24 protein-coding genes are annotated in these 25,876 nt (G+C 40.0%); 11 read left to right on the forward strand and 13 right to left on the reverse strand.

Features of this window, described 5'->3' with window-relative positions; translation table 11 throughout:
* Window positions 1-3 precede the first annotated feature (3 nt).
* On the forward strand, window positions 4-756 hold the full coding sequence (locus tag JW841_02095) for a 16S rRNA (uracil(1498)-N(3))-methyltransferase (GenBank protein ID MBN1959712.1): 753 nt from the start codon (window positions 4-6) through the stop codon (window positions 754-756).
* Window positions 757-793: 37 nt separating this feature from the next.
* Window positions 794-1,792, forward strand: coding sequence for an RDD family protein (locus JW841_02100; GenBank protein ID MBN1959713.1), 999 nt, complete (start codon window positions 794-796; stop codon window positions 1,790-1,792).
* 15 nt (window positions 1,793-1,807) lie between these two features.
* On the opposite strand, the gene JW841_02105 is transcribed toward JW841_02100, so the two are convergent.
* On the reverse strand, window positions 1,808-2,194 hold the full coding sequence (locus JW841_02105; GenBank protein ID MBN1959714.1) for a type II toxin-antitoxin system VapC family toxin: 387 nt from the start codon (window positions 2,192-2,194) through the stop codon (window positions 1,808-1,810).
* 3 nt (window positions 2,195-2,197) lie between these two features.
* Window positions 2,198-2,422: a type II toxin-antitoxin system prevent-host-death family antitoxin gene (locus JW841_02110; protein MBN1959715.1), complete on the reverse strand. Its 225-nt coding sequence runs from the start codon at window positions 2,420-2,422 to the stop codon at window positions 2,198-2,200.
* Between the two features lie 109 nt (window positions 2,423-2,531).
* On the opposite strand from JW841_02110, the gene JW841_02115 reads away from it, so the two are divergent.
* The 4 genes from JW841_02115 to JW841_02130 all read left to right on the forward strand — a co-directional run bounded on the left by JW841_02115 (window position 2,532) and on the right by JW841_02130 (window position 6,230).
* Entirely contained in the window at window positions 2,532-3,776 is a 1,245-nt protein-coding gene (locus JW841_02115; protein MBN1959716.1) for a HEPN domain-containing protein, read from the forward strand.
* A gap of 61 nt (window positions 3,777-3,837) precedes the next feature.
* Complete coding sequence (locus JW841_02120) at window positions 3,838-4,650, forward strand: TIGR04255 family protein (protein MBN1959717.1); 813 nt, start codon at window positions 3,838-3,840, stop codon at window positions 4,648-4,650.
* Window positions 4,651-4,664: 14 nt separating this feature from the next.
* Entirely contained in the window at window positions 4,665-5,393 is a 729-nt protein-coding gene (locus JW841_02125; protein ID MBN1959718.1) for a helix-turn-helix domain-containing protein, read from the forward strand.
* Window positions 5,394-5,423: 30 nt separating this feature from the next.
* A complete protein-coding gene (locus JW841_02130) occupies window positions 5,424-6,230 on the forward strand; it encodes a hypothetical protein (protein MBN1959719.1) in 807 nt (268 codons plus the stop codon).
* A gap of 100 nt (window positions 6,231-6,330) precedes the next feature.
* On the opposite strand, the gene JW841_02135 is transcribed toward JW841_02130, so the two are convergent.
* Window positions 6,331-6,495: a hypothetical protein gene (locus JW841_02135; GenBank protein ID MBN1959720.1), complete on the reverse strand. Its 165-nt coding sequence runs from the start codon at window positions 6,493-6,495 to the stop codon at window positions 6,331-6,333.
* Window positions 6,496-6,681: 186 nt separating this feature from the next.
* On the opposite strand from JW841_02135, the gene JW841_02140 reads away from it, so the two are divergent.
* Together JW841_02140 and JW841_02145 are read left to right on the forward strand one after the other, a co-directional pair.
* Window positions 6,682-7,593: a DUF362 domain-containing protein gene (locus tag JW841_02140; protein ID MBN1959721.1), complete on the forward strand. Its 912-nt coding sequence runs from the start codon at window positions 6,682-6,684 to the stop codon at window positions 7,591-7,593.
* A 290-nt stretch (window positions 7,594-7,883) separates the two neighbouring features.
* On the forward strand, window positions 7,884-11,825 hold the full coding sequence (locus JW841_02145; GenBank protein ID MBN1959722.1) for a hypothetical protein: 3,942 nt from the start codon (window positions 7,884-7,886) through the stop codon (window positions 11,823-11,825).
* A gap of 233 nt (window positions 11,826-12,058) precedes the next feature.
* Here JW841_02145 and JW841_02150 read toward each other — a convergent pair whose 3' ends face one another.
* The 6 genes from JW841_02150 to JW841_02175 all read right to left on the reverse strand — a co-directional run bounded on the left by JW841_02150 (window position 12,059) and on the right by JW841_02175 (window position 18,522).
* Window positions 12,059-13,282: a hypothetical protein gene (locus JW841_02150; GenBank protein MBN1959723.1), complete on the reverse strand. Its 1,224-nt coding sequence runs from the start codon at window positions 13,280-13,282 to the stop codon at window positions 12,059-12,061.
* Between the two features lie 172 nt (window positions 13,283-13,454).
* Window positions 13,455-14,780 (reverse strand): insulinase family protein, encoded by a 1,326-nt coding sequence (locus tag JW841_02155; GenBank protein ID MBN1959724.1) that lies wholly within the window; start codon window positions 14,778-14,780, stop codon window positions 13,455-13,457.
* Window positions 14,773-16,140 (reverse strand): insulinase family protein, encoded by a 1,368-nt coding sequence (locus JW841_02160; GenBank protein MBN1959725.1) that lies wholly within the window; start codon window positions 16,138-16,140, stop codon window positions 14,773-14,775. Before JW841_02160 ends, JW841_02155 begins: the two co-directional genes overlap by 8 nt.
* Window positions 16,141-16,460: 320 nt before the next feature.
* Window positions 16,461-17,501, reverse strand: a complete 1,041-nt coding sequence (gene mltG / locus JW841_02165) for an endolytic transglycosylase MltG (protein ID MBN1959726.1) — start codon at window positions 17,499-17,501, stop codon at window positions 16,461-16,463.
* The gene (ruvX, locus tag JW841_02170; protein ID MBN1959727.1) at window positions 17,498-17,911 is read right to left on the reverse strand and encodes a Holliday junction resolvase RuvX; all 414 of its coding nucleotides are present in this window, start codon (window positions 17,909-17,911) and stop codon (window positions 17,498-17,500) included. The genes mltG and ruvX overlap by 4 nt, the downstream gene beginning before the upstream one ends.
* A 41-nt stretch (window positions 17,912-17,952) precedes the next feature.
* Complete coding sequence (locus JW841_02175) at window positions 17,953-18,522, reverse strand: transcriptional regulator (protein MBN1959728.1); 570 nt, start codon at window positions 18,520-18,522, stop codon at window positions 17,953-17,955.
* Between the two features lie 93 nt (window positions 18,523-18,615).
* On the opposite strand from JW841_02175, the gene rsgA reads away from it, so the two are divergent.
* Window positions 18,616-19,665 carry a ribosome small subunit-dependent GTPase A gene (gene rsgA / locus JW841_02180; protein MBN1959729.1) on the forward strand — a complete coding sequence of 350 codons (1,050 nt, stop codon included), beginning with the start codon at window positions 18,616-18,618 and terminating at the stop codon, window positions 19,663-19,665.
* A 457-nt stretch (window positions 19,666-20,122) separates the two neighbouring features.
* A complete protein-coding gene (locus JW841_02185; protein MBN1959730.1) occupies window positions 20,123-21,076 on the forward strand; it encodes a Ppx/GppA family phosphatase in 954 nt (317 codons plus the stop codon).
* 18 nt (window positions 21,077-21,094) lie between these two features.
* Here JW841_02185 and JW841_02190 read toward each other — a convergent pair whose 3' ends face one another.
* The 3 genes from JW841_02190 to JW841_02200 all read right to left on the reverse strand — a co-directional run bounded on the left by JW841_02190 (window position 21,095) and on the right by JW841_02200 (window position 24,374).
* A complete protein-coding gene (locus JW841_02190) occupies window positions 21,095-22,138 on the reverse strand; it encodes a uroporphyrinogen decarboxylase (protein MBN1959731.1) in 1,044 nt (347 codons plus the stop codon).
* Between the two features lie 49 nt (window positions 22,139-22,187).
* Window positions 22,188-22,889 (reverse strand): DNA/RNA nuclease SfsA, encoded by a 702-nt coding sequence (sfsA, locus tag JW841_02195; GenBank protein MBN1959732.1) that lies wholly within the window; start codon window positions 22,887-22,889, stop codon window positions 22,188-22,190.
* A 90-nt stretch (window positions 22,890-22,979) separates the two neighbouring features.
* Entirely contained in the window at window positions 22,980-24,374 is a 1,395-nt protein-coding gene (locus JW841_02200; protein ID MBN1959733.1) for an alkaline phosphatase family protein, read from the reverse strand.
* A 149-nt stretch (window positions 24,375-24,523) separates the two neighbouring features.
* Here JW841_02200 and JW841_02205 point away from each other — a divergent pair, with 149 nt between their 5' ends.
* The gene (locus JW841_02205; GenBank protein ID MBN1959734.1) at window positions 24,524-25,402 is read left to right on the forward strand and encodes a DUF3108 domain-containing protein; all 879 of its coding nucleotides are present in this window, start codon (window positions 24,524-24,526) and stop codon (window positions 25,400-25,402) included.
* Here the strand turns inward: JW841_02205 and JW841_02210 are convergent.
* Window positions 25,399-25,650: a CopG family transcriptional regulator gene (locus JW841_02210; protein ID MBN1959735.1), complete on the reverse strand. Its 252-nt coding sequence runs from the start codon at window positions 25,648-25,650 to the stop codon at window positions 25,399-25,401. The two genes, JW841_02205 and JW841_02210, sit on opposite strands and share 4 nt — an antisense overlap.
* Window positions 25,651-25,876 lie beyond the last annotated feature (226 nt).

A 25,876-nucleotide genomic window follows, 5' to 3' on the forward strand; every position in this document is an offset into this window, starting at 1 on the left:
TAAATGTCTGGTAGTTGCCGTTACCGGTTATGGTTAGATGACATTAAACCGGGCATTGTCGAAGTTAGTGGCGAGCAGGCTCATTATTTGCGTAATGTGCTACGTTTATCTTGCAGCGATAAAATTCGCCTGCTTAGCGGAAAAGGCTATGAGGCCATAGCCACAATTTTAAAAATTACCAATGATTGTGTAGAACTTGAAGTAGGCGATGTTAATCAAGCTATGCAATCATCTTTAGAGTTGACGGTAGCTTTGCCTACCCCTAAAGGCGAAAGAGCTGATTGGCTTATTGAAAAACTAACAGAGTTAGATGTTGCGCGTATCATTTGGATGCGTACGAGTAGGTCGGTTGTTTTAACTAAACCGGGTGGGCAACGCGAGCAACGTTGGCAGCGGCTGGCTCAGGCTGCAGCTAAGCAATGTGGCAGAGCGCAAGTGCCAGAGATCATAGGCACGATGACGCAGGAAGAAATTTTGCAAATTCCGGTCGCACAGCGTTACATCGCAATTAAAGGAGGCCAATCGTTAATAAGGCAGCTTAAAAGTGCAATCCCAGTTGCTACAGCTACTTTATTGATTGGGCCTGAAGGTGGATTTACCGATACAGAAATGGCATTTGCCTATAAGTGTGGATGTTTAGGTGTAAGCTTAGGTTTGCATACCTTGCGTATGGAAACAGCAGCAATTGTTGGTGCAGCCATGATTTTATGCGAGCAAAGTGCTACCATAAACACATGCGAGCAAGGCGGAGAGTAGAATAATGGAGCGGGTAGCTTGCCCATATTGTAAGTTTATGAATTTTTCTATTTCAGCTTATTGTGGCCGCTGTGAAAGACCGCTGCCTCGTTCTAATAATTTAGTTAATAAAAATCAAAATACAGCTACGCATGGCAAAGCAACTATTACATCACCTAATCTAGGGGCACTACCACCTGTACATAAAATTGTGGGTTTGCCACCTTCGCCAGTAAAAGAAGCAACGCCACCACCAACTTCATCAGTAGCAGCACCAATACCCGTATTAACACCAGCACTAGTAATTAACTCACCGAGTAAAGAAAATATTGCAGCCCCTGAAAAAATCGCTGCCATACCAGCAGCAGTGAAGCTCACACCGTCACCAGCGGTGAAAGTTACAATGCCAGCTAAACCACATGCATCACCAGTTGTAGAAATCCCAGCGCCATTGCCGCCTTTATCACTTGAAGCATCACCACCTACAGTGCAGCCTATTGCTCTTGATAGCAAAGCAGTTAAAAAGCCAAAGTTGCAACCAAACTTTAGCGATGTTTGGCCCGAGCAAGATCAAACGATTGCCCTAAAAATACCCTCTTTTTTAAGAGCAGGTTTAGCAAAAGCAATTGATTTAAGTTTAGTTGTTGCGGTTGCAGTAATCACCCTTATCATTCAAGTTTTGTTATGGGACGTTAGTTTTGTTTCAACTGGTAATACTTGGCTTGATCGTATAGCCGAGTGGCTAAATTTTAATGATGAAATTTTAATCAACGCCATTATTACCGCAGCTTTATTTGCCGCAATTTATAGTGCGATTAATGCGCTTGGTAGCGGTCAAACGCTTGGCCGTAGAGTTACCGATACTGTTTTGGTACGCCAAAATGGCAAACCCTTTTCTATTTGGCTGGCTATTATTCGCTCGTTGATTGGTTTTATCAGTGTCGTTCTTGGTGGCATCGGTTGGTTTTGGTCGATTGTTGATCCCTGGCATCGCAGTTGGCCTGATAAATTTATGGGTAGCGTTGTAGTGTGTCGCCATCATAGTAAAACTCGGTAAAAAATAATTTTTCATCTACCAAATAATATTAATGTTAAAACAGTGAATATCATTATCGCAGCTAATAAGTGAAATATTTTCTATATAACACTGAGCAGCAAGCATGCGGTCAAAGGGGTCACGATGTTTTTGAGGCCATAAACCAGCACGCTGTGCATGGGTAAGTGTTACCGGCAACTCAGTAAATCCAGCACGTTGCACCCAACCAGGAATATCCTGAACTAAAGTAGAGGCCGAAGGTAATTTGCCTAAACGATATTTGGTTGCGATTTCCCAACCACTGGCACTTGATATCAGAATTTTATTAGCGCGATCAGCTATTAGTGCTCTTGCAGCGATAGATAATTTGTCATCATTAAAAAGCCACCATAACAAAACATGAGTATCAAGTAATAATTTCAATTTTTATTTGCCCTCCCAGGCTTGTAGTTCATCTGCCGGTAATTCATCAAAAAATGAGTCATCTAATTTGCCGTGTAGTAGCCCAGGAACACGAGGCTCTAGGGTGTTAAGCGGGCATAATCGAGCATAAGGCTTACCGTTTTTAGCAATAATGATTTCTTCACCTGCATGAGCATGCTCAAGCAATTTTGAAAGCTGAGTTTTGGCTTCGTGAACGTTGACAACCATATAATTGATTATGACCATATATTTAGACTAAGTCAACCATAATAAGATATACGCCACTCACGTTATCCAATTGCTTCTTGTTTTAAGATGCGCCACAACCAGATAACTAATGAGCCCTAAGAGCATAGAAGCATTGGCGATGTTGCCGAACGAAGTACAAATGCAGCTTACTGATATTGCTGAAGTCTTTGCTGCCGTACCTGCCGTCGAGTTGTTTTTATTATTTGGCAGCTATGCCCGTGGCGATTATGTGATTGATCACAATACCGGTTATCGCTCAGACTTTGATTTATTGGCAGTTACTAAAACCGCCAAAGATGCAGCAGATTATAACATTTTTATGGGTCTTGAAGAGCGCACTCGACAAATTGCCGGCAAAACCCCAGTTTCACTTATTCGCCACGATATTGCCGAGCTCAATCGCGAAATTCGTATGGGGCAATTTTTCTTTGCCGACATAATCCGCGAAGGCATCGTGCTTTATGATTCACATCATGTGCAATTAGCTAAGCCTAAGGCAGTTACTCTGCAAGAGCGTTTTGAATTAACGCGGGGGTATTTCAACACTTGGTTTGCCAGCGCCAGTTCATTGTGGACCGTGGCGCATCATATTCCATTTATTGAGCGACGTATGGCGGCTTTTTTGCTGCACCAAGCCGCCGAGCGTTTTTATCATGCGGTAACTTTAGTTTATGATGGCTATAAACATCGCACGCATAATCTTGAGTTGTTAGCCTCATACGCCGAGCCTCATCATCAACTGTTGCAACCCTCATTAGCGCGCACTAGTGCTGACGACGAACATTATTTTTCACTACTCAAACGTGCTTATATTGAAGCGAGATACTCATTAAAATATGATGTCACTAAACCTGAGCTTACCGAGATGTATTTGCGCGTATTTGATTTTGCCAAGCGCGTGCGCAGTGTCTGTCTTGAAAAATTAGCATCATATTTTGGCGCTGAAGCATTAGGTGAGCTGCCTGATATTGAAGAGAATGTTGATCTTAACGAACTACCCCCACCACCTGATAATTTAAATGATCAAGAAGCATTAGATTTGTGGCAAATGGTAGTCAAACGCTTTGTACAAAAGCGTGGTGATGAAAGGTATGAAGAGGGGCATGAAGCTGGGAAGCAAGAAGGTGAATTTATTGGCGAACTGCGCGGCAAAGTACAAGAACGCGCCCAAGCAATTATCGATGTATTAGCGCAACGTAACATTGCTATTAGTGACACTGAGCGTGAGCAAATATTAAATACCCGCGATGAAGAAATGTTAAAGCTCTATTGGCAGCGGGTGTTTGAGGTGCAGAGTGTGACACAAATGTTTGTAATCAATGGTAAAATATAAACAATTTTATATAGTATTATAAATATTGACATATGTGTAAAGTAATGTGTAAAGTTATATTGTGAACCGAACTTTACCGCCACTAAAGCTTGAAAAATCGCCTCTTGTTTTAGCATTAGCGCAAATTCGTTTTTCTGCTGTGCTAAAAATGGAAAAATTTATTCCAGATTTACAGGAAATATTACGTCATAAAGGATTTCCAAAGTTTTTTGAAACGCAGTCGCAAGAATTTCAGCAAGGCCCACAAAAAATAGAGTTGATACCAACTCCTCGATGGGGGTTTGCAGATAAAACATTACAGCATGTAGTATTAATCGCACCAAATTTTATCACACTACAAACAAATAATTACGATGTATTTGAAAAATTTGTCGATACGTTACAAATCATTTTTCGTGCGGTTAATGAGGTAGTTGCTCCTGCTTTAGTTGAAAGAATTGGATTACGCTATATTGACTTAATTCGTCCTCAAGCAGAAGAACCATTAACAAAATATTTATCTGAAGGATTGCATGGATTGCATGGATTGAATGCGGCTAAATTAGAAGTTCAATCGCTCCAGCATCGTTTTGAGACAATTGGGAAAACAGATAACGGTATACTCGTTATACGTTTATCACAAAATAAAGAAGCAAAATTTCTTCCACCTGAACTTGATCCGGTTGGATTAAAATTTGATTTAGATATAAGTCGTAATGAACTAGTTACATTGCTTGATATAGATCATTTCTCAATAACTCAGCTTGATATGGATGAACAAGTTGTTGTTGATACAATGTGGAATTTACATGACCATTGTGACCGTGTTTTTCGTGAGGCTGTGACTCCTTATGCATTGCAAAAATGGGGAAGCAAAGATATACCTATGAGCTAAACAGAGGGGGCATTATGAATTCTTTATTACAATACGAACCTACAGGGATGAGTAAAACAACTTCTGAAGGTGTTGTACAAACTGCCGCAACAAACGATGAAGTATATGAATGTACACAAGCATTCAGAAAATTAATGCCTTATGTATTTGCAGTTGCGTCTGTAGGCAGCCTCAACTCAAATTGTATAAACAATAGCACTTTTTACCCAACAGGTAGCAATAATTTAGCAGCGTTAATACAGAATGAAACATTTCAACCTGAGCGTTTAGTATTTAATCAAGAGCCAGTAAATGAAATGCTTGCTAATTTTAGGGCGGCATTTTTACTAACAATTAAAGAGGCCGCTGCAATTTTGCGTGTAGAACGTCCAACAATTTATGCTTGGCTTAGTGAGAACGTTAGACCACACGCAGATAATCTACGTCGACTTCATGAACTTTCTAATTTAGCAAAAGAATATGCTTCACGAGCACAAGGTGCAATTACACCAATTCGTAAATATGCAGCCCCTCAAGGTGAGTCTGTTTTTGAGCTTATGTGCCAAGAGCCACTAGATATTTTAAAAATACGTGAAGCATTGCATCAGATTACCCATGTTTCTAAAGATGTTGAGAAACCAAAAAGACACCGCAGCGCCAGAGAAGCAGCTCGCGCTTTAGGGCTAGATCCCACAGCTCTTGCTTCACAAGAACGCTTAGATTTTGAAACTGGAAAAAGAATTGCAGATGATAACGAGGTTTAATCAAATACGATAGGATTGTGAGTTTTACAAATGGAAGATGAGCAATCCGTAAAATTCGCAAATCAAATTAGCGAAAATGGATGGCAACAAGGCTCTATCTTACCATTATCTTTAACATCGCAAATTGATTTATCAAAAGACATCATCGCAATAGTTATATCTCATGACTGTGATTTACTGACTGCAAATTTTATTGACGAACCTTTTGTTGAAATTGCACTAGCGAGAGTTTCAAAAAAAAATGGTTCATTATTGTGGGGAAAGAATCCTAGAAAATTGCAGTTAAAAATCTGTGGTAGTCAGCAAGAATATTATGAGATTAAAGCTTGGGAGAAGAGACAAGTAAAACGAGAGTTATTGGCGACAAATAAACCAGATCAGCAAATTAATATAGATGATCAAAATTTAAAAGTTCTTCAGCGTTGGCTTGGAAAAAGGTATTTCAGAGCAGCATTTCCAGATGAATTTAATAACAGATGGAAAAATGGTAAAAATAAAATCTCAAAAATTTTAAGAAATGATGCAGAAAATATATCAGCGATTTATCTACTTGGTTCTAATGCAGAATTACCAAAGGATAAAAATTATATTATCGAACTTCGTGCAACTATGGCAGTCGATGATTTCGACGACTTTAAGAAACGAAACCAAGCTCAAAATGTAGTTCAACAAATTGAAACAGAACTTAACTCATGTGACGGTATTGAAATAGCAGAAACCATACTATTATCAGAAGCTGATATATCCCTGGATGACTTGAAAATATTGAAACGTTGGGATTTTGATTCTATGAGTATTCGTGATTCAGAAAGCGCAATAGCTGAAGAACCAATATAACAATTTAAAATAATAAAAGGGTGGTACTGGGAGTCATATAAATTTTTTGAAAAAGGTTTCCACATAACCACCAAATTCATTAACTAACCAGTTTCAGCAATCACCACTTTTTCATTTTTTTTAACATCTGCATAAAAACATCAGGTAGCTGCTCGCGAATAAAGGTTGACCCGGCTTCACTCGACCCCCCGGGATGTGCCACGCGCTCGATTAAGGCTTTGGCGGATAGATTATCATTAGCTAATAATGCTAGGCCTACAGCCATATTTACGTTGGGTAAGGTTTCGGCAAAACGTGAACAATATTTAGCTAAGTCAGTATTAGTAACGCATGAAACTATTAGGGGATTATGTTTTTGTATCAATACTAATGAGTATTATATTGTTTACTAAAACTAGAGTCTTTGCGCCTGGTCGTGTAAGCTTTCTATTATTGATGGAGGTATTTACCCATGCCGCTTAGTCGTCGTCATTTTCTTGCTGGAACCGCTGCGGTAGCTGGTCTGTCATTATGGCCAATTCGTCGTTTATTAGCAGCCCAACTACCTGATATTATAGATGTTTCAGGTAGTGACCCAGAAAAAATGGTAAATGCCGCGCTAGAAGCTATAGGTGGTATTAAGCGTATTGTTAAACGCGGTGACTTTGTTGTGCTTAAACCTAATGCTGGTTTTGCTAATCCGCCGGATTGGGGCACCACCACTCATCCGCAAACCGTGGTGGCAGTTGCAAAAGCTTGCCTTAATGCTGGTGCCAAACGAGTTACCATCGTTGAATATCCACAGGGTAATGTAAGTAAGTGCCTAAAACGCTGTGGCTTACAAGCGGCGCTGACGGCAGTGCCAGAGGTGCAAGTAAAACTGCTTGGTGCTGCTGAAGATTTTAAATCGGTAAATATTGCCAAAGGCAAAGCGTGCAAAAAAGTTGAAGTTGCTAAGTTGGTATTGTCAGCAGATGTTTTAATTAACATACCAGCCGCAAAAGCCCACACTGAAACTACCGTTTCGCTAGGGTTAAAAAATGCTATGGGGTTAATTAAAGACCGTGCGGCTTTTCATACGCAATTTGATTTGCATCAAGCTATTGCTGATTTAGGTCATGTTATTAAGCCGCAATTAACTATTGTTGATGCGACTCGTGCTTTGCTTACTAATGGTCCGGCAGGCCCTGGCGAGACCGTTACTCCAGGACGTTTGGCTGTTGGGCGCAATGTCACTTCAGTTGATGCCTATGCATTATCGTTGGCGCGTTTTGCACAACGACAGTTGTCGGCAAATGACGTAAAGCATATCGCATTTGCTGGTGCCGCAGGTTTGGGTGAAGTTAATATTGCTAAGCTTAAAGTTAAAAAGGTGCAGGCCTAAAAAAGAATAAAATCGGTTGGTATTTGCGAAATACCTGTGAAAGTCTCATGATCGATCACATCTTTTTTTTAATTTTCATAACCGTATTAATAAATTACATTTTTCATCAATGTCATTCCCACGAAAGTGGGAATCTAGAGTATCTTTATTATAATTTAATTTGCTCCTGGATGCCCGCTGTTGCGAGCATGACGAGGAGGCTTTGGTGTCAACTAAAAGACACCATCGTCAGGCAGTGGTTGGATTATAAACGCTACGATCATTATACCTGCATTTTTACATTCGCGATAATGACCTTATTATTAAGCATTTTTATAAATACTAATGCCTTTGCCCGTGTTCCTTCGTTAGCCATTGACTCCCGTGAAGGCGTCTGGATGGGCGTAGGCCATACTTTTATTCAGCAATCTCGTGATCGTTGGAATGTTTATGCTGCGTCGGCCCCGGTGAATGCACTTACCGTTGATGATTTGACTTTATGGGTTGCCACCGACGATGGTGTGGTACGATTTGAAACCGCCAGTCGTCGACAAACTATGCTAACTATGGATGATGGTCTGCCAAGCCAAGCAATCACTAGCGTGGCAGTTGACCGTAATTTCGTATGGTTTGCAACTAACCGAGGTCTAGTACGCTACCGCAAACTTGATCGTACGATTAGAGTTTTTGATGACGAAAATGGCCTGCCACATCGAGCAGTTAATGCAATTTTAGAAGTAGGCAATGTGGTTTGGATTGCTACGCGTGCAGGTCTAGCGGCATATGATGCGGCCACTGAAAGTATCCGTTCTTATACCGCAAACGATGGTTTAGCTTCTGACTATATTGAAGAATTATATGCGTTTCGTGATGAAATTTGGTGCCGTACTGACGTAGGTTTAAGTCGCTTTCGCCCAGATACCAAGCGTTTTACTAATTTTAGTTTCGCTGACCTTGGTGGTGAACAAATACGTGCGGTTGTTGCAGACGGTGACAAACTTTGGATTGGTACTGAAAAAGGGTTAACTAGTTACGACTCAGCCAGTGAAGCATTGGTGGCTTTTACGCAACAAAGTTCGCTTGAAAATAATTCGATTATCGGGCTTGAGCCTTTTACTGATTATTTGTTTATTATCACTGAAGCTGAAGTAGTTCAGTATCACAAAAACAATCGCAGCTTTAGGCGATTTACGGACACCGATGGTTTAAAAAGACGCACCGGCGCGATTGGTACTGTATTGGCAAGTGGTCAGCTTATTGTAATGTTTCAAGATGGTGCTGAGGTTTTAGATATTCAGCGTGATCTGTGGATGCATCGTACTCTTGAAGTCACTAAAACCGCAGGTGAAACAAGTGCGATTAGTTGGCAAATTTGGAGCACCCTCGATGCTCAACAACCACGCGATTTAGATACTGGTAAGAAAGGCACTGGTGGTTATGCCAACTTAAGTGGTGGTGCGGGCCTTGGTGTTGACGTTGGTGAAGGGCGTTCTTTTGACGCTTCGGCAATTCTTGATTATGGCGAGCTTGAACTTAAAGGCATTCGCGATGTCGAAGGCAAAGTCGAATATCGCGGCCGCGATAGTGATGTCGTACGTGAAGTTGAATTAAATGACAAATATAACTATCGCTCACTTGAAGAAGGTATTGTTGGGCCGTTGCTAGTATCAGGGGCGCATACGCGGGTAGCAACACCGGGCAGCGATCCAACATTTAGTTTTGCAGTTGATGGCGGTGTTCGCCGTGGTGTTAGTGCGCGTGATTTTATTATTAATCAACCTCGCCAAGAGATTTATGCATTGAAACATCAATATATCTTGCCAAACTCTGAAAAGGTTTATCTTGATGGTGAGTTATTAACCTCTGGTACTGATTATACGGTGTTATATACTGCTGGTAAAATTGCTTTTTTAGATCCCGAGCGTGTTGATGATTTAAGCGTTATCGAAATTGCTTATGAATACGATGTCATACCTAAAAAGGGCTTAGGTGTTATTTCATTGTTAGATATGCTGCCCGACAACAATGAAATAGGTTCGTGGGCGCAAGCAGCACAACCAACTGTAGTCAGCCAAGAATCTGGCCTATATCTACAAATCGATGGTGCTGCCCCAAAATATATTGATCGTGGGTGGGTGCGTAGTGTCTTTGCCGAGTATCAACAAGGCAGCTTAACTATGCGGGTGTGGGTACATGATATGGGGTCTAAAGAAAACGCCCAAAAAATCTATGATGATGATCGCCCCGCTTCGCTTGAAACGTTTGCCGGTAAAAATAACATTGTTTTAGATATTGGTTTAGCTACGTCCTATGCCATTAAAGCTTACGTAGATTCATTTTATATTGAATTATCAATTGATGATAAAAGTGAAACAGGTAAGAGTTCAATTAATATATTTGGTTTAGAGTTACTTGAACGTGGTGAAAATGCTGGTGAGTATCAATTTGAAGCTCGCCGTGAATCAATTGTTGCAGCACGGGCGGCATTCTCACCTTTATCGGGTTTAGAATTTGGTGGTCGGGCTATTCAAGTAGAAAGCTTGCCTAAAGAAACCTCAGAAATACCCAAACGACGTTTAATAACTGGGATTGTAGACACGCGTTTTGAACGAGCCTCGGAGCAAGGAGCTCGATTTACTGCGTATGCAGAAGGCGCCGCCAGTCATGACATGCGCCACAATAAAAAAGACGGTTTTACAGGTTTGGGGCAATTGCGTATCGCTCATCCATTTATTGAAGGATCAGTATCAGGTCAGCATACGGATAATTATTATATACCAATTGGTAGTATGCAATCAGCATATGGTTTGCTGCGTGATGAAGTACGCGCTGATACAACGTTATATCCTACGCGTTGGTTGCCAACCTCGCTTTTCTTTGTGCGCCAAACATCACGTAACGATGAGGAAGATGCAACCCGTAATGGCGGTCTAAGCCAACATACAATTATGCGTATGCAACTCACTCATCCCAGTGTACCGGCTTTAGATATGCAAGTCGGGCATAGCTTGCTTGATGCTAAAAATGGTGCTGAAACTAATCGGCTTAAAGCCATCGGCCAAGGTGAGTATGATTTAGCTGAGGGTATTTTAAAACCCTTAGGTTTTAAAAAATTATATATTAAAGGGTTGTATAGTATTTCAGAAGCCGAAACTGAAAACGCTCCCACTATCAATGATAATGGCAATGACCGAGTAGTTATTGGTCGTATTGAAACCAAGTTTTCACCGACAGCAACAGAAAGTGCTTATGCGATTTGGCGTAGTCGTAACGTAGGTGCTAGTAGTCCAGAAAATTCAAAGTTAGCTACGACTAATCATCATTGGGAGCTTAATGCTGGGGCACGCAGTGCGATTATTCCAGGCCTAGTGCCGCAAGTTAATGAGTCAGTAATTTATGATGATGACCGTTTAGCTGACGAGGGACCAACAAGACGAGCTAACTCATCACTTTCAGGGCAGCTGGGTATTTATCCGGGGGAGTGGATTGCAGCATTAACCCCAGTAGTTATGGATGCGAAATATTCATATAACACTGAGAATGTTGTAGTGTCAGGTTTACGTGAAACCGACACCCGTGCGCATCGCGCTGATAATCGTATTAGTTACAACGGCATGGGCATGTGGGAAATGTTGTTGCAGCAAGTATATGAGACTAGCTTTTTAGGGCAAACGCAAAAACGCCAAGATGAAACTTTAGAGATTAGAAATCGTTTTGTTTTTAAGCCCGTGCATACCTCACCAATTACGGTTCGTTTTGATTATGTGCGTGAGCGTACTCGCAATGATTTAACAGTACTTGCAAGTGCGCCACTTTGGGGGGTGCGCGATTTATATGATTCGCTTTTAAGTTGGCAAATGCGTTGGACCGATAGTTTTACGACTAAACTTGAAACGGCCTATACGTTGGATCATACTCGCAGAAAACTACAAGAAGCCAGTACCGGTACGCCTGCAGTATTGCAAAATTTTCGTCAACACCAAGTTACACCCGGTATTGAGTTACGCTATCAATTACAAACAGATGAAAACTCATTGTTTGTGGTACAGCGCAACCAAATTGGGCGAATATTTGGTAGTGCTGAGGCGCAAAAAGCGATTACCGGCAATTTTTCATTGGGTATAATTTGGACCTATGCTGATAATATTTATTTTGACGGTGAAGTAGCCTATACCCAGACCTGGTGTGATACTGATAGTTGTTCAACGCAACGTTTGTTGACCCCGCGGTTGTTGTTTACTGCAAAGATGTGATTAAGTTGTTCAGTTATTAGACACTCTTTTCGAATAAGCTCACTTATAATTCTTAAGTTCTTAAGTTTTATGTTCTTTAAATCTATATTTTTATGTAATGACCGATTTTTACCTTTAACTAACAAATTTGAACTGGATATTTAAAGAACAGGGAATAGGAAACTGAGAATGAAAGGCGATGATATAGCTGATAGACGGATACTTTTTGATGTTCTTATTTGTGATCAAATCTATTATTTAGTTAAAGTATATACAGTAATAGGAGTTTCTATTGCAGGTATATCTGGTTTTGTTTTAATGTCATTTGGTACGGGAGTCATAGAATTACATCTTACAATAGTTCCATATTTTGGATTGATAAAATAATAATTTGAACGAAACTGTTGCGCTTTTAAACCTTCTTTTATAGCACCGCCAATTAATACTAGCGGCTCATTGGCAGCCGTAAAACCTAAAATATCTGTAGCAGATGAAATATTATCTAATGAGTATAGGTAATATATTATTTCTGGATTAACATATTCTTTTAAAAAGTCTATATTGAATTCATTAATTAAATACGAATTCATTATTTGGGAAACAGGTTTAGAATGCGCATACCAAGCTGTTTTAAAAATAAAGCGATCTTTGTTTGTAGAGTCTGGGTTTGAATTAGAGTCATTATCTGTGTTAATCGGTACAAAACAGTGACTGCTAAATGATGGCAGCTTTGGTTGCGGCTGATTTGTAGAAGTATTTTCAGATAATGATTGTAAAAATAAATTATTTTGACGATTGATAGTGGGGTTCTTAATCTTATCGTTTGCCTTAATTAAAACATTTTTGAGCACATTTTTTATATCAAGCCCTATTGATGCAAAGCGCTTTAAATCATCAATATTAATTGTTAGCTCACCAATATTATATTTTGACTTGTTTTTATCGTAACGTAAAGCGCCATTTTCAGCTAATGTCATTAAGTCTTGCTTAAATTTTAAAGCAACTTCACAATATTCAAAAATGTTAGCGCCGGATTGATTGAACTCAAATTTGTCGTAAGCAGTGAAATCAATCGATGTAAAGGTTTCTCTGACACGTACCGTACTTTGTTCTAATTTTGCGTTAGTACTTGTAGCGCGATATGCTTCGGCTAAAGAGCAATAAAGAGATGTGTAGTCTGACTGTTGAAACCGTTTTTTTCGTTTCCACCCTTTTTTTAATTTTTGTATTGATACCAGCTTTTTATACGCTTTCTCGTATTTTTCAATTAAAACACCATTAGTCTTTTGCACATCTAATTGGTCCTGATTAACTAAGTATGCCGCCGGGGTGTCTGCTTGGCTTTTCATTTCTGTTACAGATGCATATTTATCAATATTATTACCGTGATTATCACCCCATTGAAATCGCTTAATGGTATTGTAAAGCTGTACTATTAGCAGATCTTGATCGAGTTTTTTGATATTATCGCCACCCATACTGTCTCCAAATATTATAACATTATAAAGGTGTATTTTATCCGATTCAGTCTCACTCAGTTTTTATCGGCAATTTTATTAATTTGTTCACAAAATATTACTTGTTGTAATAAAATATTCTAAGATTACGTTATCAGAACAGAATAATTTTAATTTATTGATAATATATAATTTACTGAAATCCATCAAGGTAGTTAACTATCGTAATTTCGGCATTAGTAAAGCGTTTTTGCAAGTCAGGCAAAATAGCATCAGCAGTAGCAACTAGTACGACTATTAAATTATCAGGGTGAAGATAAAGTTGTAGGGCTTTGCTAACCGCTTCAGGTTCAATAACAGATAGTCGTTTAGGCAACTTTAAGAACTCATTAGGTGGTAGATTTAATATTTCATCGCGAATAGCAGGTAATACCAGGTCAGAAATAGTTGCTATTTCTAAAGGATAGCGGCAAAGCAAATATGACCGTGCCGCCTCAATTTCTTGGTTTTCAATTTGGCCATTAGCCAGTTCGCGATAAAGTTGCAATTCTAATTCTAAGCAATCAACTGCATCAGTAATTGCTGGGGCACTATGCAATATTAGTGGGCTTTTAAATGGTAATTTGCGTGCAAATTCCGCGTAGGCAGTATACGACCAACCACGAATATCACGCACTTCACGACAAAATTTTGCAGTAAAGGTACCGCCAAAAGCAACGATACCAAGCCAAAAGTTAAGTACATCATCAGCAAAGCCGCTTACCGCCGAACGGCCAACACACATTTGCACTTGTGAGCGGTAGGGTTTATCAACAATGAAAATATTTAAACCATCAGGCTCAGGTAAATTTGTAATTTGTTGTTGATGGTAATGTTTAGCATTAAGTTTAGCGATTATTGGTTCAAGCAATTGTTGCGCCTCGAGTTTGTTGATGTCGCCACTAAGGGCGGCAATGAGGCTGTTAGCATTCCATTGAGCTTTATAGGCTGAACGTAAATCGTCAGCTTTTAGCCAAGCTATTTCACTGGGTTCACCGGTTGGTCGACGAGCTAAAGGGTGGTCTTGATAAAGCGCACGCCGCCAAAAATGATAAGCTAAAGCTTCATCACTTTCGCGCTCGAGGCGCAGGGCATCAATAAGCTCTCGCGATAAAATTTTACATTCTTGTTCATCAAATGCCGGGATAAGCACAGCATCGCTAAGCAAATTAAAAGTAGCTGATAAATTTCGTTTTAAAGAGGTGCCATGTAACAAAATTAATTCACTAGTAACGGTAGTATCAATTTGTGAACCTAAACACTCAAGCGCGCAATGAAACTCACGACGGTTTTGTTTTTGCGTGCCTCGCAATAACGACTCAATCATCATACGAGTGCGACCAGCCTGGCCTTGGGGATCAACGAAAGCACCATGGCGCAGTGCTAAAGTAAAGTGCACCACGGGTAAGCTGGTTTCTGGTAGGGTTAGTAAGACAGCCGGACCCACTTTATCGCATTGTACTATCGGTTTATTATTCATTGCCATTTCTCCTACTAGCAGATTGGGCCACTACGATATTGCGATTATCTTGACGAAAAATTTCACGGGCAACTCGTGATAATTCTACGGGAGTTATTTGTTTAAGTTTTTCTAAGCTTAAAAGGCCAATAGTAAAATCAGCAAAATTGGCTTCAAAGTGTCCGAGAGTGTCAGCAATAGCCACGGCATTTTTTAAACTGTTAAAAAAGTTAAGCTCGAAGGCTGCTCTTACTTTTTCATCTTCGTCTTTAGTTATGCCATTAGCTAATAGATCAAGTTCATTTTGGGTAACACTAATTATTTTCTCAGGGTCAACTTCAGGACGTGCAGCAATAAAGAGTTCATAAAGTCCTGGTTCAGCAAATGGCAATAAGCCACCTTCAACGCTACTGGCTAATTCGCTGATTGTAACTAAACGATGGTAAAGCCGAGCGTTATCGCCATCGAGTAAAACATCAGCTAATAGCTGGGCGGTGAGAAAGTCATGGTCATTTTGGCTGGGTGTATGAAAACCGATGCATAATTGTGGTACCACAACTGAGTGGGTAATATCTAAACGACGTGAAATATTTTGTTTAGGCTCACATGGTCGTTCACGCTGATTAATTGTTTGAGCCGATAAGGGGCCATAAGAGCGTGCTAATTGGCTGAGGGTAGTAACTACATCAAGCGCACCTGCAACTACCACTACAGCGTTATTAGGGGCATAATAGGTACGATAAAATTGCTTTAGGTCATCGATAGTAGCTGCCTGCAAATGTTCAATTGAACAAATGGTCGGCCAACGATATGGGTGGCAAGTAAATGCTAAGTTAAATAGTTTTTCAGAGAGGGTGCCGCTAACTGAATCATCGATACTCATACGTCTTTCATTTTTTACTACTTCAAGCTCGCTAGTGAAGGTGTCTTTATCGATAGTTAGGTTGGCCATACGGTCAGATTCAAAATCAACCACAGTGGTAAAATTGTCCCCATAGGTAGAGAGAGCTTGGTGGTAATAGGTCCAGTCAACCCAAGTGGCAGCATTAGTTTGAGTTCCACGTCGCTCCATTTCACGATCGAATTTGCCTGCCGCGTGATTTTCGGTACCTTTGAACATTAGGTGTTCAAAGAGATGGGCTAAACCGGTGCGATTAGGATCTTCATGTTTGCTGCCAACTTTATACCAGGTTTGATAGGTAAAAATGGGAGCGCGATCATCTGGAGCAAAAATAATTTTTAGGCCGTTATCAAGCACAAAACGAGCCGCCCCCACTGACTTATTAAGACTAAATGCACAATCAAAATGAATACGATGCCCAGAAATAGAACTGGCATCAGCAGCGGCCTTTATTAATAGCTTGCGATCGTCAAGACTCATAAAATTACTCTCGGGGTTAAAATTTTATAAATTCATATAAGATATTTTTTTGACCGTAGAACATACATATACCTACAATGTAATGAATCATCACACCTAACAACAGTGTGTTGATATTAGGTATATCAGTAAGAAGGGTTTATTTGGAAAATTTTGTTGTTATAATTTTAATATCCAAAAGTGCTCGTGTGCTCAGTAAAGCTGATACGAGCAGGTCATCTTAGGGAGCCCCCTCCGAGTCCCCGCGATGATCAAGAAACGGTGAGCGCGCACTCGCCGTTTCTTCTTTGGATGCTATAAGAATAATTAACTTAAAAAAATTATCGCATTCCTCGATTATGTAATTGCCAAGCCGCCACCGCCTTATTGTGACAGCTAAGTGTTGGGCAAAAGAAATGTCTCCCATTATTCATGGATACAAAAAAGAAATCATTGCAGTTGCTTGGGGCAACAACAGCTTTAAGTGCAGCTTTACCAGGATTAGCGATGGGTCCAGGTGGCAAGCCATAAATATGATAGGTATTGTAGGGGTGTTTAAAATCACGCAAATGTTTACGCTTTAGATTGCCATTAAAATTAGGGTCAGCAATGGTAGCAGCATAAATTGAAGTTGGATCAGTTTCTAAACGCCAAGCAGGTTTAGCTTTTAAACGATTATAAAACACGCAGGCAATTCGTGGTCTTTCTTCAGGGGCACCAGTTTCTTTTTCAACAATCGAAGCCAGAGTAACTAATTGACGGGGAGTGAACTGTAAGGGGCCGGTTCCGACATGAGTTATTTCGCGATAGACATTATGAAACATTTGAAACATTACTTTAAAAATAGCTTTAGCAGAAAGGCCTCTGGCAATCGTATAAGTTTCAGGAAATAGATATCCTTCACAGGTTGGTCCAGGTATATCATTTTGTTTTAGAAAATTTTGATCATCACAAAGGTGATCAAATTCGGTAACAGTCATCCAAGCAGCAGCAGCTAAGCTGTTACGTATTATCCAACGATTTTGCCCTTCGACAATGGTAAATTGTTCGGTGCGAACTTTTCCGGTAATTAATTTATCAAGCATAATTTTAGGAGTATCTTGCGGTTCAATTAAATATTCACCGGTACGAATACTGGTGCGTTTTAACCAACGCGCATACAAATAAAGCAGACGGGTGTGTTGTAATATTTGTTCTCGTTCTAGTTTATCTAAGGTTTGCTTTAAAGTATCACCACGCTTAATTGATAAGGTATGCGGTTTTGATAGGGAAAGCGGGGTATTAAGATGGCGCTGAAACAAAAAAAATCCGCCGCCCAAAGTTATGATCAGCGCCAAAAAAAATAGTAAAAAAATCGAATGACTAATTTTTTTTAGGCTCATGTGCTTTTCATATCCAGAAAAGATTGTAGCATAATTGCTGCAGCAACTTTATCAATAGTTTGTCGACGTTTATTACGACGTACTCCTGCTGAAATCATGGTGCGTTGCGCACCAGCGGTAGTTAAACGTTCATCCCAACGTTTAATAGGTACGGATGTATGTTGGGCAAGTGAATTAATAAACTCGTCAACATATGCGGCAGCAAAACTGGCTTCACCGTTGAGTTGTAAAGGATAACCAATAACTATTTGATTTACTTCGTGTTGATTAATTAATTCTATAATTCTTTTTAGTGTATCTGTTTTGCGTCGATCGATAACTTCAAGCGGCTGTGCGGTAATACCTAAAGGGTCACTTAAAGCGACACCAATACGGACTTTACCAACGTCGATCCCGAGTACTCGAATCATTTAATAGTTCCGCTAGATAAAGAAGAGAAAAAAAGAAGATCTTATTGTTTGTCTGATAGGCGTTCTTCAAGAGCTTCGAGGCGTTGGCGAATTTCATCCATATCACGACCTAAGTTAGCGTAACGGGAAACAGTACCAACACTGCCTTTAATACGTTCTTCGACGTTTTTCTGTATTTCATCGAAAGATTTTTTCAATTCGCCGAGCTTGCTTTGAGCGCTGGACTCATTTTCTTGGCGTCTATGAGTAAAACGCTCAATACGGCCCTCGATGTCAGATTTAAGTTTTTGCGCTGTATCGCGGATTTCTATCGCGGCATTTTGAACGCGTTGCGCGCCATCGCGAGCTATCTCACTAATACTCTCACCGCTATTTTGAATAAGATCGCGCAATAAAGTAAGCGGCATAAAGCTTTTTTTCTTTTCAGTTTCGAAAATGATTTGGGCCAGAGTAACACTGGTGAGATCTTCACCAGTTTTGTTATCAATTACTTTTACTTCTTCTCCGGCTTTTATCATTTGAGAAATATCTTCGAGCGTTACATAACAACTACGCTCTGTGTCATAAAGCTTGCGGTTTGCGTAGCGTTTTACAATCTTCTGGGCAGACATGCTAAAGTGCGTAGCACGGGCCTATGTACGGGTCAAGAAAAGGCGATCATTAAAATGAAAATCGTAAAACAATTTAGGAACACCCCCTAACAAATGAGTGGTCAAAATTTAAATATTCTAGAATCGCTTGGGTTTGACCTAGAAATGACGGGATTCATGCAAGATAGGCCAAACATCATTATTGGCCGGATTGTGCGTCATGATCGTATCAGCCTGTTAGCCCTAACAGAGTTAGGGGAATTTATTGTTGAAGTACCTGGTAGAATGCGAAGAAAAAGTACAAATATTGAAACTCCGTGTATTGGTGATTGGGTAACTTTAGCGCCAACCATACAACCTCAGCGTGTCACTTTAGATTCAGTATTACCGCGACGCACTAAATTAGTTCGGCAAAGGGCTGGGGAAATAAGTGGTGAACAAATTCTAGCGGCTAATATTGACACATTATTTATAGTTTCTGGGTTGGATAACGACTTTAACCCAAGGCGTATTGAACGCTATTTAACGTTAGCGTGGCAAAGTGGCTCACGTCCGGTAATTGTTTTGAATAAAATCGATGTTTGCCCTAATCCAGCTCAACGCATTAGTGAAACCCTAGCGATAGCTTTAAATGTACCGGCAATAGCAATTAGCGCCAGGACTAAACAAGGCATTGATGGAATACGTCCCTTTCTTGGTTTTGGTAAAACCGGAGCTTTAATTGGCTCATCTGGTGTAGGAAAATCCAGTATTGTTAATACGTTATTGAATGAACAGCGTTTTGCTATTGGTGCTGTACGTCTGCAAGATCAACGTGGTCGTCATATCACTGCCCGTCGTGAACTAGTGGTGTTACCAGAAGGTGCCGGTTGCTTGATAGACACCCCTGGTTTGCGAGAAGTGCAACTCTGCGGTGATGAAAATGGCTTAAATCAAGCTTTTGCCGATATTGCGACATTGGCAAAACAATGTCGTTTTACCAATTGTACCCATGGCATAGAACCGCATTGCAAAGTGCGAGAAGCTATTGATAACGGTAAATTATCATTAGCACGTTTTGATAACTATCAAACCTTACAAAACGAATTACAGCGGTTGCAAACACGTTGGCGTACCAGCAAACAATTATCCAAAGGAGCTAATAAATATAAAAAGCGAAAGTAACTTTTCGTGTCTCATTTTGACACATTGTTGGTGTTTCAAATTGCGACATCTTGCAGCGGTAATATTATTTTTAGTTTAATCCAATAGTTTAGTGAAAAAGTCTAACTATATGATATTAAAAATGAAATACGGATAAATTGCTACTATTCTATGATGCTCCTTATGGTTGGCACGGTAAATGCTTAAATTATAAGTCATGATGATTACTTTACGATGCAACAATAACAAAAAAATTTTGTGTGTTGCTTCATTTATGTGGGGAGAAAATGTGGGGAGACTAGGGGGATAAAAGCAGCAACACCGTTGGGGAGGGTAAGTATGTTAACGGTAGCAGATGTTGATTGTAGACTAATAGGGAGAGGATGATAGTTTTTATGAGGGAGTAAAACGTTTATGGGGTGAGGAGCGTTGAAAAAACTGGCGTATGCTATATTGATGCATGATATATAGCAAATACATGAAACGCGTCGCTACGATTGACATAGGTACTAATACGGTGTTGCTGCTTGTTGCCCAGTTACAAGATGACAAGTTGGTTACACTTGCAGAACAAGCAGAGATTACTCGATTAGGTAAGGATGTTGATAAAACTGGTCGGCTTAACTCTGAAGCAATAAAGCGAACCGCAGAGGTGTTGGCTCAATATGTTAAGATCGCCAATTCTTTTAAGGTTGATAAAATATTTACGGTAGCCACCAGTGCAGCTCGTGATGCGCAAAATAGCGAAGAATTTTTTGCTCTTATAAAGCAGAGTGCTAGTCTTACTCCTGAAATAATCAGTGGCGATGAAGAGGCTAGATTAGTTTGGGCTATAACCTGGCGTGATTTTGGTAATACGCAACAATATAATTCAGCAGTAATTAATTCAACATTATCCGTACTTGATGTTGGTGGGGGATCAAGCGAATTTATTTTTGGGTCATCGAATTTACCAACAGCGAGAACCAGTCTACAAATTGGCTCAGTACGATTGGCTGAGAGAGTATCTTCAAGCGATCCAATGACTTTAGCAGATCTTGAAAGGCTTAATAGTATTGCTTTTGAGAATGTTAAAGAATTGGCTAACATGCCTGGGATAATTGATATAGATAAATCTAGATTAATAGCAGTCGCGGGCACAGCTACAACCTTAGCTGCGGTAGCTTACAAACTTGAACGTTATGATGCTAGCAAGGTTCATGGTTCACGGCTATCGCTACACGCTCTTGAAGAATTACAAAGCTACTTAGCTTCGCTTACTGTTGAACAGCGAGCATGTTTACCCGGCATGGAACCAAAGCGCGCCGATGTAATAGTTGCTGGTTGTGCAATTATTACGACAGTTATGAACATGCTTGGCTATAAAGAATTAGTTATATCTGATCGCGGTGTACGTTGGGGGTTATTATACGATCGCATACAAATGCTGTGATTGCTTTATTTATAAAATTTATTTATCTGGTCGCCAACTATGAACGATTTCGATTAGATGACGAGCATTCTCTGGCGGTGTTAAAGGTAGTACACCATGACCAAGGTTAAAAATGAAGCCCGGATGTCCATGAGCTTGTTGTAAGATAGCATGAGCGCGTCGCTCAATTTCGCTACGACTACAAAATAAAGTTATGGGATCAAGATTACCTTGCAGGGCAAGTGGCATTGATCGCAACTTTTGTCTGGCGGTAGCAATACTTATTTGCCAATCAATACTGAGTACATCAGCCTTAACTGTTGCAACTTGTTTAAGTTGAGCACTGATATTTCGGGCAAAATAAATTACTGGTACTCCTGTTAGTTTAATGGCTTTTATAGCGCGTCTTGCTGGCGCCAAGGCGAATTTTTCAAGATCATCAAATGCAAGTTCACCAGCGTTTGAATCAAAAAGTTGAATGACATCACATCCAGCTTTTACTTGGGCTTGGGCATGAGCAATAATTGCATCAGTTACTCTATCAATAATTTTTATCGCAAGCTGCGGCTCATTATAGATAATTTTTTTTGTTTCAAGCCAATTTTTATTAGGGATCCCCTCAATCATATACGCTGCTAATGAAAAGGGTGCGCCGCAAAAACCAATAAGTGATATGGATTTATCAAGTTGGGCACGAGTGATATCAATTGCTTCTAAAACATATTCAAGATCTTGCTCTGGTTTAATAGTTTTAAGTTGCTTTAATTCTTGTTCGTCGCGAACAACTTTTAGAAATTTGGGGCCCGGGTCGAAATGAAGTGGCAGACCCATGGCTTTACCGATTACAGTGATATCGCTAAATATTATTGCGGCATCTGCATCTAAATACTCAACGGCGCTAAGCGTAGCTTTTGCAGCTAAGTCGGGTTTAGAACATAAATCCCAAAATGAAGCCTGATGTTTTAATTTTTGATAAGCAGGTAAATATCGACCAGCCTGACGCATAAGCCAAACTGGTATTTTTTCAAAGACTTGCCCACGACACGCATTATTAAAAAGAGTCTGTATCGTTACAGCAGTCATAGTTAATAGTTAATAGTTAATAAGTAAAAGTATAAATATAGTTAGTAAACTATAAATTGATTTCCACTGGTAACTGTTCGTCAAAGTCGATTCCCTTGCGGGTTACATTTGCACGAAAACATAATATCTCAACACCACGTGCAACTGCATCGCGAAATGTTTGCCCATAATCAGGATCGATATGATCAGCTAAACGAAATGCTTCTACATCACAACGTTGTGCAACAAAGATTGCCATACCGCGATGGCCTTTGCGAATAAGATCGGTAAGTTCAGTTAGTCGTTGGCCTTCAATTGGGCTGATAGTATCAGGAAAGTATGCAACTTTGTTTTCAGCTAAAGTAACGTTTTTTACCTGAATATAACAAGAGCGTAAACTATTACCCTCAAGAGTGATATCAACATGAGTACCGTAAACTATTGCCGTTTCACGACGAAGTACAGCATAACCAGCCAACTCTTTAATTTTGCCAGCCATAATAGCTTCAGCAACAACTGCTGTTGGTCGACCAGTATGAATACCTACAGGTGTGCGCCCAGCAAATATTATTTCAATTTGATGTTTTAATTTGCGACGACTGTCATTATGCTCAGAGAGTAGGACTTTACTACCAGGATCTGAGCAACCCAACATAGAGCCAGCATGTGCGCAATGGGCTGATATTTCATCACCACTGGGGAGTTTTACATCAGCGACAAAACGATTACGTCGTAGCAATGTGCCTTCAATTAAAGGCTGCTCGAAACGCACGGACTATCACCTTTTCTCTCCCCCTTTAACGTTGGTTACTATCATAGTTGATTTAAAAAAGCATATAATTTGCAAACTATTTTATAATATTTACTCTAATATTCTACCGTGTAATTCTATTGGTATAGGTAGGTTCAATCTATCTAACAATGTTGGTAAAATATCATATAAATTTGCATCATTTGGTGCTGCTCGCGCTCCTTTACCATCACGTAAAATACATACTCCTTTAAGAGCATGATTGGCAGCATCGCGACCAGTATCGTTATATAAGGGGTATATGTTATTATAGCCCACACTACCAATGGCACGAAAACCTAAATTATCAAAATAAACTATCAAATCCGGCGCGATATTATTGGTTTGTTCATAAATCATTTTGGGTATAAATACTTGGGTATCAAGTTTTTCACCCCTAGGTCCTGGCAAAGCACATAAAGCGGTACCGACTTCATGTGCTAAGTTTTCAATGTCATAAGGTTGCACAATGCCTTGAGGTTCTCGTCCAACAACATTGAAATATAATCGACCGACATGACCACCATCGGCCCAGATGCGAGTGCGTGGCCAATCAATACTAAGCTCATCCCAAGTAGTCGGGCTGGTAGGTTTATGATTAAGATATAAATAATTGTGATCGATAAGCCACTGATTTAAAGCAATACCACCTTTATTAGTTTGGGCGCCGTGGTCAGAGATAATTAGAACAATGTCACTATCAGCTAGTATAGATAGAAGTCGACCAATTTCGCGATCAAGATGTATGTAGTAATCACGAATAGCACTAGTATATGGATTGTCTTCTTCATAGCTATAGTGCTGACGCCAAAAAGCATGATGCATACGATCAGGGCCCATTTCAACTAACATCAGCAAAGTCCAATCTGACTCTTGTGCCCAAGCGCGTGCGAGGCGAAAACGTCTTCGGGTGGCGGCATGAATAGATTCTTTTAAATTTTCAAGATTTAAATGGCGGTGATTGGCAACATCAGCTAGTTCGCCTTCGGCAATACGTCTAAATTCATTTTCGATGCTAGCTGGGTAAGTTACCGGGCTAGGTGCAGAGGCACTGGGATAGTCACTTACCATCATTCCTAGAATAGGTTTTGGCGGATAAGTTTGCGGTATTGATATCAAGCGAGAGTGGGCGCCAGCGTCTTTTAAATAGTTCCACAGAGTTGGTACTTGAATATCAATAGAAGAAGCTAGGCGACGTTTATCGTAGCTATAATCAGCACGATTACGAAAACCATAGCAACCCAATACTCCGGGATCGACCCCAGTTAGCATAGCACTCCAGGCTGGTATAGTTATTGGCGGATTGATGCTTTCAATGGGGCCAGATAAGCTGCAGGCAATAAGGGCATTTAAGTTTGGTAAAACATCGCGTAGCTCATTAAATACAAGCTCAGGAGATAAACAGTCTAATCCGAGTACACACAGACGTTGTCTTGGTGGCTTAGCTTTACTATATAATGCAGACATTTATTTAAGAATTTGTAATGGCAAATTGATTTCAATGCTACTTAATCATTCTATAGTAAAATAAAATACTAATCTTTTCGTAACTACTTAGGAGTTTGGGTCCATAACGCGCTATAGTAATCTTTATGAAAAAGTGGTGCTGGTTTTGGGTGTCATTTTTTTTTATATCGACTGCTTTTGCAAGCAGCAACGAGATTGATGAGTCTGATAGCTTTCTTGATCAACTTACCGGGCAAGGTAATGCGGGCTATACCAAAATCTCAAATAAAAACATTTTGTTACAAAAGCCATCAGCGCCAAGAACCCCAAAAGATTTGCCACCTTGCCGAAAACCAATCGTAATAACCAGAACCTTACCTAAAAACGTTGGTGAGACAATTCGCTACACCTTGAATGTAAATGGATTATCAGTCGGAACAATTGATTTTCGTATTGAAAAGCGAGGAGCAGCAAATGGCCGGATCATTACCGAATATCGTAGCCTATTTAAAATAACTGAAGTGGTTGCATCTTTATTGCCCGTAGAGGGACGGGCGGCAGCTTTAGTAGCTGATGAGACTTACTGGCCAATTCAAGCAATGAATAATTACAAAATTAGTCGCAATGAATTTTCTGAAAAGCAACAATTTAGCGCTGACGGACATAGTGCACGCTCGCATCGCATACGAAATGGCAAGGCTTCAGATGAACAGCAAAGCTTTCCAGGGGCAGTGCAAGACTTTGTTAGCGGTTTTTATTTTATGCGCAGCTTACCTCAAGAAGCTGATGGTTGTGCGATTTTATACGGTAATCAACGAGCATATACAGCTTGGGTAAAATATATCGCCACTGAACAAATTAAGACCCCCGTAGGTATACGACCTAGCTATCGCTATGATGTAAAGTTTGCCTCAAATAAAGCGCAAAGGGCTGCAATGGGTAGGTTATGGTTAAGTACTGGTGAAGAGCGTCTGCCGTATAAAGCAGAGTTGTTAACCGGCACGCATTTAGTTGGTGATATTTATCTATACGAGACGGGCAAACCTTAAGTGTTATGCGGTAAGTAAGAGCTATCTTCATCACGAAGTTGATTAATATGGTCCATGGTTACTAATTTGGCATCGGCTTTAATAGGGAAAATAGGCACACCATTTCGTATATTTTCAAGATTATCAGTGGGTAGTAGGCACTGCCTTAAAAGTTCAGACACTACTGTGCCGGTAGATTTATGCTTCAGCTGTGCAATATGTTTAGCGACCGTTAAAACATCATCATCGATATCTAAAGTAGTTCTCATATTAATAGCATCACGAATCAAACATCAAATGTCAACATGCAGAGAGCTTATTTAGGGACACGCCTAGATTCCCGCTTTTTTTTGCAAATATGCGGAGTTTTATCAGGATTTAGCTGATAACGAACCCCATTTTTATCTGTGTGTACAAATACCGGGGCACGACATTGTGCGCATGGTACAGGGCAATTGGAGCCGCCAGACTTAGTCGGTAACGGTTTATTTAAAA

It is taken from the genome of Deltaproteobacteria bacterium (assembly GCA_016931625.1).
Lineage (GTDB): Bacteria > Myxococcota > XYA12-FULL-58-9 > XYA12-FULL-58-9 > JAFGEK01 > JAFGEK01.